We start from the raw sequence: 13805 nt of genomic DNA, 5'->3' as shown, positions 1-13805 counted from the left end.
CATGGCGGCGGAGATCGTCTCGCGCGCCCGCTGCTTCGGCGGCGAGCAGCGCGTGCTCCGCCACCGCTCCGCCGAGACGGGGACGGAGATGCGCTTCGCCGCCTATCTGCCGCCCCAGGCGCTGGACGGGGCGAAGGTGCCGGTGGTGTGGTTCCTCGCCGGCCTCACCTGCACGGAGGAGAATTTCACGGTGAAGGCTGGGGCGCAGCGCGTCGCGGCCGAGCTCGGCCTGCTGCTGGTCGCGCCCGACACCTCGCCGCGCGGCGAGGACGTGCCGGACGACCCCGAGAAGGCCTACGACTTCGGGCTGGGCGCCGGCTTCTACGTCGATGCCACGCAGCAGCCCTGGGCGACGCATTACCGCATGCGGAGCTACATCGAGCGGGAGCTGCCGGCGCTGATCGGCACCGAGCTGCCGGCCGATCTCGAGCAGCAGGGCATCATGGGGCATTCCATGGGCGGCCACGGCGCGCTGACCATCGCGCTGCGCAATCCGGGCCGCTACGCATCGGTCTCGGCCTTCGCGCCGATCTGCTCGCCGCTGCGCTGCCCCTGGGGCGAGAAGGCGCTGTCCGGCTATCTCGGCCCGGATCGTGCCGCCTGGCGGGCCTATGACGCGACGGCGCTGATCGAGGACGGGGCGCGGGTGCCGGACATCCTGGTGGACCAGGGGACGGCGGACAGCTTCCTTGCGGCGCAGCTCAAGCCCGAGCTGCTGCAGGAGGCCTGCCGCAAGGCCGGCATCCCGCTGACCCTGCGCCGGCAGGAAGGATACGACCACTCCTACTTCTTCATCGCCAGCTTCGTGGAGGACCATCTCCGCTGGCATGCGGCGCGGCTGGCCCGGGCCTAGCTCTCCACCGCCCGGAAGCGGGCGGCGGTCACCGCATCCCCGGCGAGCGCGGCGGCGATGGCGTCCCGCGCCGCCGCCGTCTCGGCCAGCGCCACCACCCGCTCGAACCACGGGCACTGATTGCGCACCCGCGCCTGGAACAGCCGGTCCAGTGCTGCTGCGGCGGGCAGGCGGCCGCCGCAGCAGGCGCAGGCCGCAGCATGCGGCATGGCCGGATCGAAGCTCGCCAGCGCCACCGCGCCGGCCGGCAGGGGCGGCGGCGGTGCTTCGGCCAGCACCGCGGCGCCCGGCCTTGTGGCCAGCGCCCGTTCCAGCGCCGCCGCATCGCCGGTCACCAGCAGGGGTATCCGCGCATCGAGGTGCCACGTCATCGTCACATATCGGGTCCTTGGCTGGACATAAGGATATCTTTATGCCATATGTCAGACCATGGAAAAATTTCTGGCCCAGCTGCGCGCCGCTGCGGAGCCGACGCGGCTCCGGTTGCTGGCGCTCTGCGCGCGCGGGGCTTTTTGCGTGACCGATCTGTGCGAGGTGCTCGGCCAATCGCAGCCGCGGCTGTCGCGGCATCTCCGGCTGCTGGTCGAGGCCGGGCTGCTGGAGCGCATCCCGGAGGGCGCCAACGCCTATTTCCAGGTGCCGCCCGGCGCCAATCTCGTGCACCAGCTCCTCGCGCGGCTGCCGGAGGAGGATCCGCAGCTCGCCGCCGACCGGCGGCAGGCGGCGCGGCTGGCCGCCGAGCGCGCCCGCGCCGCCTCCGACAGCTTCCGCCGCCACGGCGCCGACTGGGATGAGGTGCGCGCCCTCGGCCTGCCCGCCGAGGCGATCGAGGCGGCACTGCTCGCCGCCCTGCCGGACCGGCCTGGCCGGGTGCTCGATATCGGCACCGGCACCGGCCGGCTGCTGGAACTGCTCGCCGGCCGCGCCGACAGCGCCCTCGGCGTCGATGCCAGCCGCGACATGCTGGCCCTGGCCCGGGCGCGGCTGACCGAGCGCGGCCTCGGCCCGCATTGCGCGGTGCGCCAGGCCGACATGTACCGCCTGCCCCTGCCGGATGCCTGCTTCGACCTCGTCACCCTGCAGATGGTCCTGCACTATGCCGAGGATCCCGGGGCGGCGCTGGCCGAGGCGGCGCGGGTGCTGCGGCCGGACGGGCTGATGCTCGTCCTCGATCTCGGCCCGCATGGCAAGGTGGAGCTCGCCACCGACCACGCGCATCGCTGGCTCGGCTTCGACGATGACGAGATGGCGCAATGGCTCGGCGGCGCCGGCTGCGTCGCCCCGGCCTCGACCGAGATTTCGGGCCCGATCGCCGTCCGCCTCTGGTCCGCCCGCCGCGTCGCCGGCGCCGTGCCCGCCCAGCCTGCCCTGACCTTCTGATCTCGACCTTCTGATCTCGCGGAACGCCCCCTCATGGCCCGTCCCCATCTGCTCGATGCCCTCCGCGACCGCGTGCTGCTCTGCGACGGCGGCATGGGCAGCCGCGTGCAGGCGCTCACCCTCGATATCGACCGGGACTATCGCGGCAAGGAGAACTGCACCGAGGTGCTGAACCTCTCCCGCCCCGATCTGGTACGGGAGATCCATCGCGGCTATTACGCGGCCGGTGCCGACATGGTGCTGACCAACAGCTTCGGCGGCAGCCCGGTCACGCTCGGCGAGTTCGATCTGGAGGGCGAGGCCTTCGCCATCAACCGCATCGCCGGCGAGCTGGCGCGCGAGGCGGCGGAGAGCTTTGCCGATGGCCGCGACCGCTGGGTGATCGGCGATATCGGCCCCGGCACCAAGCTGCCCTCGCTCGGCCATATCGAATACGACCGGCTGCAGGCGGCGCTGGAGGAGCAGTGCCGCGGCCTGATCGCCGGCGGCGTCGATGCGCTGCTGACCGAGACCAACCAGGACACGCTCTACATCAAGGCGGCCGTCAACGCCGCCAAGGCGGCGATCCTGGCGAGCGGCGCCGACATCCCGATCTTCGTCCAGGTCACGGTCGAGACCACCGGCACGCTGCTGGTCGGCCCCGACATCGCCGCGGCCTCGACGGTGGTGCATGCCCTCGACGTGCCGCTGATCGGCCTCAATTGCGCGACCGGGCCGCAGGAGATGGCTGAGCATGTGCGTTGGCTCAGCCAGAACTGGCCGGGCCTGATCAGCGTGCAGCCCAATGCCGGCCTGCCCGAGCTGGTCGACGGCAAGACCCACTATCCCCTCGGCGCCGAGGAGATGGCGAGCTGGATGGAGCGCTTCGTCCGCGAGGACGGGGTGAACCTGATCGGCGGCTGCTGCGGCACCTCGACCCCGCATATCGCCGCGCTCGACGCCATGCTGCGGAAGCATGCCCCCTGGCGCCCGGCCCCGGCCGCCCGTACGCATCACTGGGTGCCCTCCGTCGCCTCGCTCTACGGCGCGACCGCGCTGCGGCAGGAGAATGCCTATTTCTCCATCGGCGAGCGCTGCAACGCCAACGGCTCCAAGGCCTGGCGCGAGCGGCAGGCGGCGCATGACTGGGATGGCTGCGTCGCCATGGGCCGCGAGCAGGTGGGCGAGGGGTCCAATTCCCTCGATATCTGCACCGCCTTCGTCGGCCGCGACGAGATGGTCGAGATGAACGAGGTGGTCCGCCGCTTCACCGGCAGCGTCAACGCGCCGCTGGTGATCGACTCCACCGAGACGCCGGTGATCGAGGCGGCGCTGAAGCTGCATGGCGGCAAGCCGATCATCAACTCGATCAATTTCGAGGACGGCGAGGGCCATGCCACCGACCGCATGCGGCTGGCGAAGAAGTTCGGCGCCGCGGTCATCGCGCTCACCATCGACGAGGTGGGCATGGCGAAGACCGCCGAGGACAAGCTGCGCATCGCGCGCCGCCTGGTCGACTTCGCCTGCACCCGGCACGGCCTGCCGCAGAGCGACCTGCTGATCGACCCGTTGACCTTCACCATCGCGACCGGCAACGAGGACGACCGCAAGCTCGGCCTCTGGACGCTCGAGGGCATCCGCATGATCCGGGAGGAATTCCCGGACATCCAGATCATCCTCGGCCTGTCCAATATCAGCTTCGGCCTGAACCCGGCGGCGCGGCACGTGCTGAACAGCGTCTTCCTCGACCATGCCGTGAAGGCGGGCATGACGGGCGCCATCGTGCACGTCTCCAAGATCAAGCCGCTGCACGCCATCCCGCCGGAGGAGGTGAAGGTCGCCGAGGACCTGATCTTCGACCGCCGCGCCGAGGGCTACGACCCGCTGCAGAGGCTGCTGGAGATGTTCGCCGGCCGCAAGGCGGCGGATGCCGCCAAGAAGGTGAAGGCCGAGACGGTGGAGGGCCGCCTCAAGGACCGCATCGTCGATGGCGACCGCAAGGGGCTGAACGAGGAGCTGCAGGACGCGCTCGACAAGGGCATCGCGCCGCTCGACATCATCAACACCATCCTGCTCGACGGCATGAAGGTGGTGGGCGAGCTGTTCGGCGCGGGCAAGATGCAGCTTCCCTTCGTGCTGCAGAGCGCCGAGACGATGAAGGCTGCCGTCGCCTATCTCGAGCCCTTCATGGAGAAGGCGGAGGGACAGGAGAAGGGCACCATCGTCCTCGCCACGGTGAAGGGCGACGTGCACGACATCGGCAAGAACCTGGTCGACATCATCCTCACCAACAACGGCTACCGAGTCATCAATCTCGGCATCAAGGTGCCGCTCGCCGACATGGTGGCGGCGGTGAAGGAGCATCGGGCGCATGCCATCGGCATGTCCGGGCTGCTGGTGAAGTCGACCGTGGTGATGCGCGAGAATCTCGAGGAGATGAGCCGCATCGGCCTCGACGTGCCGGTGCTGCTGGGCGGCGCCGCGCTGACCCGCAATTACGTCGAGGAGGATTGCGTCCGCGCCTATGCCGGCGGCGAGACGACTGGGCGCGTCGCCTATGCCCGCGACGCCTTCGACGGGCTGCACCTGATGGACAAGGTGACGGGCAACGGCTTCGACGACTACCTCGCCGCCATCCAGCAGAAGCGCAAGGGCAAGGCGCGCAACGAGAGCCGCACCCTCGGCCAGGCGGATCCGCGCGGCTTCGCGCCGGTCGATGTCAACTACGCGCAGGAGCGGCGCCGCCGGGTCGTCGCCGGCGAGCCGGTGCCGGACCCGCCCTTCTGGGGCGCGCGGGTGATCGAGGCGGCGCCGAAGGCCATCGTCCCCTTCATCAACGAGCGCAGCCTCTACCAATTCCAGTGGGGCTTCCGGAAGCAGGGTCGCAGCCTCGAGGATTTCCTCGGCTGGGCGAAGCAGGAGCTGCGGCCGGTGCTGCGCCGCATGCTGGCGCTGACCGAGGAGCAGCGGATCCTCCGCCCGCAGGCGATCTACGGCTATTGGAAATGCGCCGGCCAGGGCAACGACCTGGTGCTGTTCGAGCCGGATGGCACGACCGAGGCCTGCCGCTTCACCCTGCCGCGCCAGCCGAAGCAGGATGGCGAGTGCATCGCCGATTTCGTCCGCGACATCGAGGACGGGCCGCTGGCGCGCGACGTCATCGGCCTGCAGGTGGTCACCGTCGGCCAGAAGGCCAGCGACATGGCGCGGGAGTGGTTCGAGGACAACCGCTACCAGGACTATCTCTACCTGCACGGCCTCTCGGTCGAGATGGCGGAGGCGATGGCGGAATACACCCACAAGCGCATCCGCGCCGAATGGGGCTTCTCCGATTCCGACGACCGCGACATGGAGAAGATGCTGCAGCAGGGTTATCGCGGCGGCCGGTACTCCTTCGGCTATCCGGCCTGCCCGCGGCTGGAGGACCAGGTGCCGCTGCTGCGGCTGCTGGGGGCGGAGCGGATCGGCGTCTCGATCAGCGACGAATGGCAGCTCCACCCGGAGCAGAGCACCAGCGCCATCGTGCTGCATCATCCGCGGGCGAAGTATTTTTCCGTGTGATGGGGCCGGCGGCCGCGGCGCATGACGCAGCCTGTGTCACCGCGTGACTGCGGCAGGGCCCGGCTTTCATGAGCTGGCCAGGATGGGGCAAGGCCGGCGCGTGCAGGAAGCGGGGGATAGCTGAAGAAGGCTGTCATGACCCGCTTCACCCTGCGATCCGCCCTGCTGGCCACCACGCTGCTCGTCCTGCCGCTGCTCGCGCCCAGCCCGGCCCGGGCGTGGTGGGGCCGGGGCGGCTGGCATCCCGGCCCGGCCCGGGTGGTGCCGCGGCCGGTGCGGTTGCCGCCGCCCCTGTTGGTGGTGCCGGCGCCGGTCCACCCCCCCGTCTGGCGCCCCGTCTGGGTGCCGCCGCATCTCGACCGCTACGGCTATTGGGTACCGGGGCACTGGCGGTGATGGGACGGCCGTACCGAGAGCACGGCCGCCACCATCGGCGCTTGCCGCTACTGCCCGCCCACTGATATCATCATCTGATATCAGGAGGCGGGCGATGGGACAGCTTCTGGTCCGGGGCCTGGACGAGCGGATCATCCGGACGCTGCGGCAACGCGCGGCCCGGGCAGGCCGCTCGGTGGAGGCGGAGCACCGGGCGATCCTGGAGCAAGTGCTCGGCCCGGAGATGGAGAGCTTCGCCGATGTCGCGGCGCGGCTGCGCGCCCAATCGCCCCAGCAGCGCACCGACAGCGCCGATCTGCTGCGGGCGGATCGTGACCGGAACCGCGGCTCGGCGCCTTGAGGGTTGTCGTGGATGCCTCCGTCGCCGCCAAATGGGTGGTGGCGGAAGCGCATTCCGAGGCGGCGGCGGCCCTGCTGGACCTTGAGGCGCTCTACGCCCCTGATCACTGGCAGGCCGAGGCGGTCAATGTCCTGTGGTCGAAGCAGCAATTCGGCGACCTGACGGTGGCGGAGGCCGAGGCGCGGCTGGACCTCCTGCTGCGCGCGCCGATCCAGGCCGTGCCGATCGCCTCCCTCATGCCGAGCGCCTTCGCGATCGCGGTCGGGAACGGCGTCACGGTCTATGACGCCCTCTACCTCGCCCTGGCCCGTGATCTCGACATTCCCTTCGTGACGGCCGATGCCCGGCTGCTGCGAAAGGTTACCGATGCGGCGCTGCGGCCGCTGCTGCGCTGGATCGGGGATATGCCGGAGGCGGGGTGAGGGCCCGCCCCGGCGCCTTTCCTATCCCGGCACCGCCACCTCGCCCTGCATCAGCCGCCGCGCGGTGCGGAACACCACCGCGCTGTCGGCCACCCAGCCCTCGGCGGCCTGCCGCACCTCGGCGCCGACCGTCAGCATGCCGGAGGGATGCGCGACGCGGATCTCCTCTGGCCGCGCGCCGCGGCGCGCCAGCGCATGCGGGATGCTGCCCTCGATGCGGCAGGCGACGGCGAGGCCCATGGCGCCGGTCATCGGCACCGCGCGGTGCGGCCGCTCCATCGACAGCATGCGGATGGTCACGTCATGCGCCGCGGGGTCGAGCACCGCGCCGTCCAGCGCGCGCGCCGCCAGCGGCCCGGCGACGAGCGCGACGCGCGGATTGGCGAGGCTGACCTCCGCCTCCGTCGCGGCGAGGCCCATGGCGACGCCGGCGATGCGGCGGATGCGGTCGAGCCGCGCCATCAGCGCCGCATCCGCCTCGATGGCATCGGGGGATTCCGCGCCGATGAGGCCGAGGTCGCGGGCATCGACGAAGACCGCCGGATTGGCGGCATCGACCAGGCTGGCGCGGAGCGGCCCGAGGCCCGGGACATCCAGCACGTCCACCGCGCGGCCGGTCGGCAGCAGCCCGGCGCATTGCGAGCCGCCGGGCGAGAGGAAGTCGAGGCGGATGCGCGCGCCGGTCCCGGCGACGCCGGCGATGGCGAAATCGCCGCGCGTCTCGGCGCGGCCCTCCCGCACCGGGAAGCGGGCATGGATGAGCTTCCGCGTGTTCACCTGGTGGATGCGGACCAGCGTCTCGCCCTCCGCGGCCCGCACCAGCCCCGCATCCACCGCGAAGGGGCCGACGGCGGCGGAGAGGTTGCCGCAATTGCCCTTCCAGTCCACCGCCGGCCGGTCCACCGCGACCTGGGCGAAGGTGTAGTCGATATCCGCCTCCGGATGGCTCGGCGGGCCGATGATGACGGCCTTGGAGAGGGAGGAGATGCCGCCGCCCATGCCGTCGAGCTGCCGGCCATAGGGGTCGGGGCTGCCGAGCACGCCGAGCAGGATCGGGTCGATCGCCGCGCGGTCGGCGGGCAGGTCGCGGGCCAGGAAGAAGACGCCCTTGGAGGAGCCCCCGCGCATGAAGACGGCGGGGAGGAAGCGCTGGGTCATTCTGGGTCTCCGGGGCGAGGAAAGCCCTGGCCGGCCGGCCTGTCGAGAGGGGGGGTGGCGCGGCGGGGCGGAATGGGCGAGGAAGGGGGCCGATAAGCCGGAGGGGACGCATATGGCGGGCTTGCGCTTCGAGTTGCGGGACATCCCGCCGGAGGCGGAGGCGTTGCGCGCCGAGCTGCGCGGCTTTCTCGCCGAGGCCGGGCGCGCCTGGTCGCCGCGGGTGCGCGCCTATTCCTGGATGGGCTTCGACCGCGATTTCTCGCGCGAGGTGGGCAAGCGCGGCTGGATCGGCATGACCTGGCCGAAGGCCTATGGCGGCGGCGAGCGCACGGCGCTCGAGCGCTACGTGGTGCTGGAGGAGATGCTGGCCGTCGGCGCCCCGGTCGGCGCCCACTGGATCGGCGACCGGCAATCCGGCCCGCTCATCCTTCGCCTCGGCACCGAGGAGCAGCGGCGGGAATTCCTGCCGCGCATCGTCTCCGGCGAGCTGGCCTTCGCCATCGGCCTGTCCGAGCCCGACAGCGGCTCCGACCTCGCCAGCCTGCGCACGCGGGCCGAGAAGGTGCCGGGTGGCTGGAAGATCAACGGCCGCAAGGTCTGGACCACCAACGCGCACAAATGCGACTTCATGATCGCCCTGCTGCGCACCGCGCCGGCGCCGGACCCGAAGCAGAAGCATCAGGGGCTGAGCCAGTTCCTGGTCGATTGCCGCAGCTCCGGCATCACCATCCGGCCGATCCTCGACCTGCTGGGCGAGGAGGGGTTCAATGAGATCACCTTCGACGACGTCTTCGTCCCCGACAGCCTGCTGGTCGGCAAGGAGGGCAATGGCTGGGAGCAGGCGACGGCCGAGCTCGCCTTCGAGCGCGCCGGGCCGGAGCGCTACCTCTCCTCGCTGCCGCTGCTGACGGCGGCGCTGGATGACCTGCGCGCCGAGCCGGCGGCGCCCGAGACGGTGGGGCGGCTGCTGGCGCGGGCCGGGACGCTGCGGCAGATGTCGCTCGCCGTGGCCGGCATGTTGCAGGACGGCAAGACGCCGGCGCGCGAGGCGGCGCTGGTGAAGGATGCCGGCAACGACTACGAGCAGGTGCTGCCGGAGACGCTGCGCGAGCTCATGCAGCCCGGCCGCACGCCGGAGGAGGTGCTGGAGATGCAGCGCCTCATGACCATGGTCGCCCGCAGCTACTCGCTCCGCGGCGGCACCCGCGAGATCCTGCGCGGCATCATCGCCCGCCAGCTGGGGCTGCGCTGACCATGAGCGAAACCGACGATCTCCGCGCCATCCTGCTCGACCAGGTGGAGCGCCTGCTGACCGACCGCGCCGGCCCCGACACGCTGCGCGCGAACGAGCGCGGGGTGTGGCCCGAGGCGCTCTGGGCCGAGGCCGAGGCGCTCGGCCTGCCGACCGCGCTGGCGCCCGAGGAGAAGGGCGGCGCTGGTCTCGGCTGGGGCGATGTGGTGGCGATCTGGCACGTGCTGGGGCGGCATGGCGCGCCGATCCCGCTCGGTGAGAGCATGGTCGCCGCGGCGCTGCTGGCGGCCGGCGGCATCGCGCCGCGCCCGGGGCCGCTTGGCCTTGCGGTCGCCGGCGCGCCGGTGCCTTGGGGTCGCCGGGCGGCGGCGGTGGTGATGGTCTCGGGCGGCGCGGTGCTGCTGCAGCCGGGACCGGCGACGCGCCAGGGCCTGGCGCCGACCAGCCGCGAGCCGGCCGACCGCGTCGCGCCCGGCGTGCCGGCCGATGAGGGGCGGCTGCCGGAGCGCTTCGGCCCGGAGGCGGACCTGCTCGCCGGGGCGCTGCTGAACGCGGCGCGGATCGCCGGGGCGCTGGAGGCGGTGCTCGACATGACGGTCGACTACGCCAACACCCGCAAGCAATTCGGCCGGCCGATCGGCGGCTTCCAGGCGGTGCAGCAACTCCTGGCGCGTGCCGCCGGCGAGGTGGCGGCGGTTGCCGTCGCCGCCTCCCATGCCGGCCGCGCCGCGGACCGGTACGGCCTCGCCGGCGCGGCCTTCGAGATCGCCTCGGCCAAGGTGGTGGCGGGCGAGGCGGCCGGCACGGTCGCGGCCATCGCGCATCAGGTGCATGCCGCCATCGGCTTCACCGATGAGCACGCGCTGCACCTCTTCACCCGCCGCCTCTGGGAATGGCGCGACGGCTGCGGCGCGGAGCGGGTCTGGGCCCGGCGGCTCGGCCAGGCGGCGCTCGAGCGCGGCGGCGCGGCGCTCTGGCCCGACCTCACCGCGCGCTGACCCCGATCCCACAGACGGAACGACCAGGCATGTCCGACTACGTCACCTACGAAGAGAGCGACCACGTCGTCACCCTGACGCTGAACGCGCCCGAGAAGCGCAACGCCATCTCCACCTTCGCGGATTGCGACGCGGTGGTGGAGGCTGTGCGGCGGGTGAACCGCGACCGCAGCGTGCGCGCCGTCATCCTCACCGGCGCCGGCACCGCCTTCTGCGCCGGCGGCGACCTGAAGGCGATGCGCGACCGCAAGGGCATCATCGAGGGCAGCCATGCCGATCTGCGGGAGAATTACCGCCGCGGCGTGCAGGCCATGGCGAATGCCCTCTACGAGTGCGACGCGCCGACCATCGCCGCGGTGAACGGCCCAGCCATCGGCCTCGGCCTCGACGTCGCCTGCATGTGCGACATCCGCATCGCCTCCGAGAAGGCGCGCTTCGCCGAGAGCTTCATCAAGGTCGGCATCGTCCCCGGCGATGGCGGCGCCTGGCTGCTGCCGCGGGTGGTCGGCATGTCCATGGCCTGTGAGCTGAGCTTCACCGGCGACCAGATCGACGCCGCGACGGCGAAGGAGATCCGCCTCGTCTCGCGCGTCGTGCCGCCGGAGGAGCTGATGCCGGCGGCCCGCGCGCTGGCCGCGCGCATCGCGGCCAACCCGCCGGAGATGGTGCGGATGACCAAGCGGCTGCTGCGCGAGGGCCAGCATATGCGGCTGTCCAGCCTGCTGGAGATCTCGGCCGCCTACCAGGCCCTGGCGCACAGCACCGAGGACCACAAGGAGGCGGTCTCGGCCATGCTGGAGAAGCGGGAGCCGCGCTTCACCGGGCGCTGAGGGGGAGGCAGGCGGCGGCCGCTTGCGGGGCGGCCGCTCCCGATGCGATAGCCCCCGGATGATGCATGCCCCGACCGAGGCGCGCGGCGCCGTCGCCGCGCTCGAAAGCTCCAGGATCCGCGAGGTCTACAATGACGGCGCCGGCATCCCCGACCTGATCCCGCTCTGGGTCGGGGAGCCGGACATCCCGACGCCAGACTTCATCAGGCGCGCCGCGGCGGACTCCCTCGCCGCCGGGGAGACCTTCTACTCCCACAACCTCGGCATCGAGCCGCTGCGCGAGGCCATCGCCCGCTACTTGCAGCGCAACGGCAGGCCGGTGACGGCGGACCGCATCGCCGCCACCAGCGCCGGCGTCAACGCCATCATGCTCGCCTGCCAGTCGGTGCTCGACCCGGGCGACCGGGTGGTGACGCTGGCGCCGCACTGGCCGAATATCGGCGCCATCCCGCTGATCCTCTCGGCGCCGGTGGAGACGGTGCCGCTCGAGCTCTCGCAGGGGCTGTGGCGGGTCGATCTCGACCGGCTGCTCGCCGCCATCACGCCGGAGACGCGGCTCGCCCTGCTGAACTCGCCGGGCAACCCGACCGGCTTCGCCTTCACCGCCGAGGAGCAGCGGGCGGTGCTCGATCACTGCCGCCGCACCGGCACCTGGATCCTCGCCGACGAGGTCTATGAGCGGCTCTATTACGACGGCCCGGCGGCGCCCTCCTTCCTCGAGATCGCCACGCCCGAGGATCGCGTCATCGGCGTCAACAGCTTCTCGAAATCCTGGGCCATGACCGGCTGGCGGCTGGGCTGGCTGGTGGCGCCGCCGGCGCTGATGCAGGGGCTGGCGAAGATCGTCGAGTACAACACCTCCTGCGCCCCGGTCTTCGTCCAGCGCGCCGGCATCGCCGCGCTCGATGGCGGCGACGGCTTCATCGCCGAGAATGCGGCGTTGTTCCGCCGGCTGCGGGACCGCACGGCGGCGGCGCTGGCGACGGTGCCGGGGATCGCCGCGCCGGTCGCCTCGGGCGGCATGTACAGCTTCTTCCGCGTCGAGGGGCTGACCGATAGCCTCGCCGAGGCGAAGCGGATGAGCCGCGGCGCGCGGGTCGGCCTCGCCCCCGGCTCGGCCTTCGGGCCGGGCGGGGAGGGGCATTTCCGCCTCTGCTTCGCGCAGCAGGAAGCGACGCTGGCGCGGGCGCTGGAGCGCGTGACCGACTGGTTCCGCCGGCGCTGAGGAGGCGGCTGCCACGGAGCCCGCTGCGCCCGGCCGCGTTGACAGGGGCAGTCCCGGAGAGTGTCGATGACCCAACATCTGCAGGCGATGCTGCAAAGCCAGCCGCACCACCCGTCCGCGCAGCCGGTGATCGAGCGCTGCATCGCGAGTTGTCTCGATTGCGGCGCGGTCTGCACCAGCTGCGCCGATGCCTGCCTGTCCGAGTCCAATGTCGCCGAGATGGTCACCTGCATCCGGCTCGATTTGGACTGCGCCGATCTCTGCGGCGCCACGGCCCGGATGGTCGGCCGGCTGACGAAGCCGAACAAGGCCAGCATGGCGGCGACCTTGCAGGCCTGCATCGCCGCCTGCGAGGCTTGCGCCGCCGAATGCGGCAAGCATGCCGACATGCATGCGCATTGCCGGATCTGCGCCGAATCCTGCCGCGCCTGCGCGGTGGCCTGCCAGGAATTGCTCGACGTGATGCCGTGACAGGACGGCAAGCGGCGGCGAGGAGAGGACGGCTGGCGCAGGCGCTGCGGCGGCCGTGATGCAACCCCCGTGGCGCCACGCGCCACGGGGAGGGTAGGTCAGCCGCGGGCGATCCAGGGCATCTTGGACGCGGTGATGGTGACGAACTGGATGTTCGCATCCAGCGGCAGGTTCGCCATCATCAGAATGGTGCTGCCGACATGCGCCACGTCGAAGACCGGCTCCACCTTCATCTCGCCATTGGCCTGCTTGACGCCCTTCTGCATCCGGGCGGTCATTGGCGTCGCCGCATTGCCGATGTCGATCTGGCCGGAGACGATGTCGAAGGGCCGGCCATCCAGCGCCAGCGTCTTGGTCAGACCGGTGATGGCATGCTTGGTGGAGGTGTAGGCGACGCTGTCCGGCCGCGGCACATGCGCCGAGATCGAGCCGTTGTTGACGATGCGGCCTCCCTGCGGCGTCTGGTGCTTCATCAGGCGGAAGGCGGCCTGGGCGCAGAGGAAGGAGCCGGTGAGGTTGACCTGCACCACCCGCGCCCAGTCCTCATAGGCCAGATCCTCGATCGGCCCGGCCGGGACGTTGCCGCCGGCATTGTTGAACAGGAAGTCGAGCCGGTTCCATTCCGACTTGATGCGATCGAAGAGGGCGTTCACCGCCTTCGGGTCGCCGACATCGGTGGGGATGGCGAGGGCGCGCGACTTCGCCTCGCCGGCAAGGCCGATGGTCTCCTCCAGCGCATCCTTGCGGCGGCCGGCCAGGGCGACCGACCAGCCGCCCCCGAGCAAAGCAAGGGCGGCGGCGCGGCCGACGCCGGACCCGGCGCCGGTGACGACGGCATGTTTCGTGGACATCGGGGTCTCTCCTGGACCGGGGAAGGCAAGGCACGGCGAGAATAAGGGCGTGGCCCGGCCCGCCGCCAGGGCCGGGGCCGGGATGCGGC

General features: G+C 71.7%; 14 protein-coding genes. 11 read left to right on the top strand and 3 right to left on the bottom strand.

Going from position 1 to position 13805, the window contains the following annotated elements; all coding sequences use genetic code 11:
• Nucleotide 1 precedes the first annotated feature (1 nt).
• Entirely contained in the window at nt 2–853 is an 852-nt protein-coding gene (gene fghA, locus HJG45_RS17025) for an S-formylglutathione hydrolase (protein ID WP_171613305.1), read from the top strand.
• Here fghA and HJG45_RS17020 read toward each other — a convergent pair.
• Nucleotides 850–1230: a hypothetical protein gene (locus HJG45_RS17020; RefSeq protein WP_408902023.1), complete on the bottom strand. Its 381-nt coding sequence runs from the start codon at nt 1228–1230 to the stop codon at nt 850–852. The two genes, fghA and HJG45_RS17020, sit on opposite strands and share 4 nt — an antisense overlap.
• A gap of 52 nt (nt 1231–1282) precedes the next feature.
• Between HJG45_RS17020 and HJG45_RS17015 the strand changes: the two genes are divergently transcribed.
• The 5 genes from HJG45_RS17015 (at nt 1283) to HJG45_RS16995 (ending at nt 6931) form a co-directional block, all read left to right on the top strand.
• Nucleotides 1283–2233, top strand: coding sequence for a metalloregulator ArsR/SmtB family transcription factor (locus HJG45_RS17015; protein ID WP_171613304.1), 951 nt, complete (start codon nt 1283–1285; stop codon nt 2231–2233).
• Between the two features lie 33 nt (nt 2234–2266).
• A complete protein-coding gene (gene metH / locus HJG45_RS17010) occupies nt 2267–5773 on the top strand; it encodes a methionine synthase (RefSeq protein ID WP_171613303.1) in 3507 nt (1168 codons plus the stop codon).
• Between the two features lie 135 nt (nt 5774–5908).
• Nucleotides 5909–6169 carry a hypothetical protein gene (locus tag HJG45_RS17005; RefSeq protein ID WP_171613302.1) on the top strand — a complete coding sequence of 87 codons (261 nt, stop codon included), beginning with the start codon at nt 5909–5911 and terminating at the stop codon, nt 6167–6169.
• A gap of 94 nt (nt 6170–6263) precedes the next feature.
• Nucleotides 6264–6509, top strand: a complete 246-nt coding sequence (locus tag HJG45_RS17000; RefSeq protein ID WP_171613301.1) for a FitA-like ribbon-helix-helix domain-containing protein — start codon at nt 6264–6266, stop codon at nt 6507–6509.
• 8 nt (nt 6510–6517) lie between these two features.
• Nucleotides 6518–6931 carry a type II toxin-antitoxin system VapC family toxin gene (locus HJG45_RS16995; protein ID WP_171613300.1) on the top strand — a complete coding sequence of 138 codons (414 nt, stop codon included), beginning with the start codon at nt 6518–6520 and terminating at the stop codon, nt 6929–6931.
• A gap of 21 nt (nt 6932–6952) precedes the next feature.
• Here the strand turns inward: HJG45_RS16995 and HJG45_RS16990 are convergent, their stop codons facing one another.
• Nucleotides 6953–8089 (bottom strand): 2-methylaconitate cis-trans isomerase PrpF family protein, encoded by a 1137-nt coding sequence (locus HJG45_RS16990; RefSeq protein ID WP_171613299.1) that lies wholly within the window; start codon nt 8087–8089, stop codon nt 6953–6955.
• Nucleotides 8090–8201: 112 nt separating this feature from the next.
• On the opposite strand from HJG45_RS16990, the gene HJG45_RS16985 reads away from it, so the two are divergent.
• The 5 genes from HJG45_RS16985 (at nt 8202) to HJG45_RS16965 (ending at nt 12865) form a co-directional block, all read left to right on the top strand.
• Nucleotides 8202–9341 (top strand): acyl-CoA dehydrogenase family protein, encoded by a 1140-nt coding sequence (locus HJG45_RS16985; RefSeq protein ID WP_171613298.1) that lies wholly within the window; start codon nt 8202–8204, stop codon nt 9339–9341.
• Nucleotides 9342–9343: 2 nt separating this feature from the next.
• Entirely contained in the window at nt 9344–10339 is a 996-nt protein-coding gene (locus HJG45_RS16980) for an acyl-CoA dehydrogenase (RefSeq protein ID WP_171613297.1), read from the top strand.
• 29 nt (nt 10340–10368) lie between these two features.
• On the top strand, nt 10369–11169 hold the full coding sequence (locus HJG45_RS16975; protein WP_171613296.1) for a crotonase/enoyl-CoA hydratase family protein: 801 nt from the start codon (nt 10369–10371) through the stop codon (nt 11167–11169).
• A 58-nt stretch (nt 11170–11227) separates the two neighbouring features.
• Entirely contained in the window at nt 11228–12394 is a 1167-nt protein-coding gene (locus HJG45_RS16970; RefSeq protein WP_171613295.1) for a pyridoxal phosphate-dependent aminotransferase, read from the top strand.
• A gap of 66 nt (nt 12395–12460) precedes the next feature.
• Nucleotides 12461–12865, top strand: a complete 405-nt coding sequence (locus HJG45_RS16965) for a four-helix bundle copper-binding protein (protein ID WP_171613294.1) — start codon at nt 12461–12463, stop codon at nt 12863–12865.
• A 98-nt stretch (nt 12866–12963) separates the two neighbouring features.
• On the opposite strand, the gene HJG45_RS16960 is transcribed toward HJG45_RS16965, so the two are convergent.
• Complete coding sequence (locus HJG45_RS16960; protein WP_171613293.1) at nt 12964–13716, bottom strand: SDR family oxidoreductase; 753 nt, start codon at nt 13714–13716, stop codon at nt 12964–12966.
• Nucleotides 13717–13805: the final 89 nt, after the last annotated feature.

Origin of the sequence: Roseicella sp. DB1501, assembly GCF_013112485.1 — a bacterium.
In the GTDB taxonomy this organism is placed as follows: domain Bacteria; phylum Pseudomonadota; class Alphaproteobacteria; order Acetobacterales; family Acetobacteraceae; genus Paracraurococcus.
The sequence above is the reverse complement of the archived record's forward strand: the minus strand, read 5'-3'. Positions and strand labels throughout refer to the sequence as shown.

Bases quoted from the DNA above. Each gene is read 5' to 3' on its own strand.
- HJG45_RS17015 (WP_171613304.1), top strand. From the start codon at position 1,283: ATGGAAAAATTTCTGGCCCAGCTGCGCGCCGCTGCGGAGCCGACGCGG.
- HJG45_RS16965 (WP_171613294.1), top strand. From the start codon at position 12,461: ATGACCCAACATCTGCAGGCGATGCTGCAAAGCCAGCCGCACCACCCG.
- HJG45_RS17005 (WP_171613302.1), top strand. From the start codon at position 5,909: ATGACCCGCTTCACCCTGCGATCCGCCCTGCTGGCCACCACGCTGCTC.
- HJG45_RS16960 (WP_171613293.1), bottom strand. From the start codon at position 13,716: ATGTCCACGAAACATGCCGTCGTCACCGGCGCCGGGTCCGGCGTCGGC.
- HJG45_RS16985 (WP_171613298.1), top strand. From the start codon at position 8,202: ATGGCGGGCTTGCGCTTCGAGTTGCGGGACATCCCGCCGGAGGCGGAG.
- fghA (WP_171613305.1), top strand. From the start codon at position 2: ATGGCGGCGGAGATCGTCTCGCGCGCCCGCTGCTTCGGCGGCGAGCAG.
- HJG45_RS16975 (WP_171613296.1), top strand. From the start codon at position 10,369: ATGTCCGACTACGTCACCTACGAAGAGAGCGACCACGTCGTCACCCTG.
- metH (WP_171613303.1), top strand. From the start codon at position 2,267: ATGGCCCGTCCCCATCTGCTCGATGCCCTCCGCGACCGCGTGCTGCTC.
- HJG45_RS16980 (WP_171613297.1), top strand. From the start codon at position 9,344: ATGAGCGAAACCGACGATCTCCGCGCCATCCTGCTCGACCAGGTGGAG.
- HJG45_RS16970 (WP_171613295.1), top strand. From the start codon at position 11,228: ATGATGCATGCCCCGACCGAGGCGCGCGGCGCCGTCGCCGCGCTCGAA.
- HJG45_RS17000 (WP_171613301.1), top strand. From the start codon at position 6,264: ATGGGACAGCTTCTGGTCCGGGGCCTGGACGAGCGGATCATCCGGACG.
- HJG45_RS16990 (WP_171613299.1), bottom strand. From the start codon at position 8,089: ATGACCCAGCGCTTCCTCCCCGCCGTCTTCATGCGCGGGGGCTCCTCC.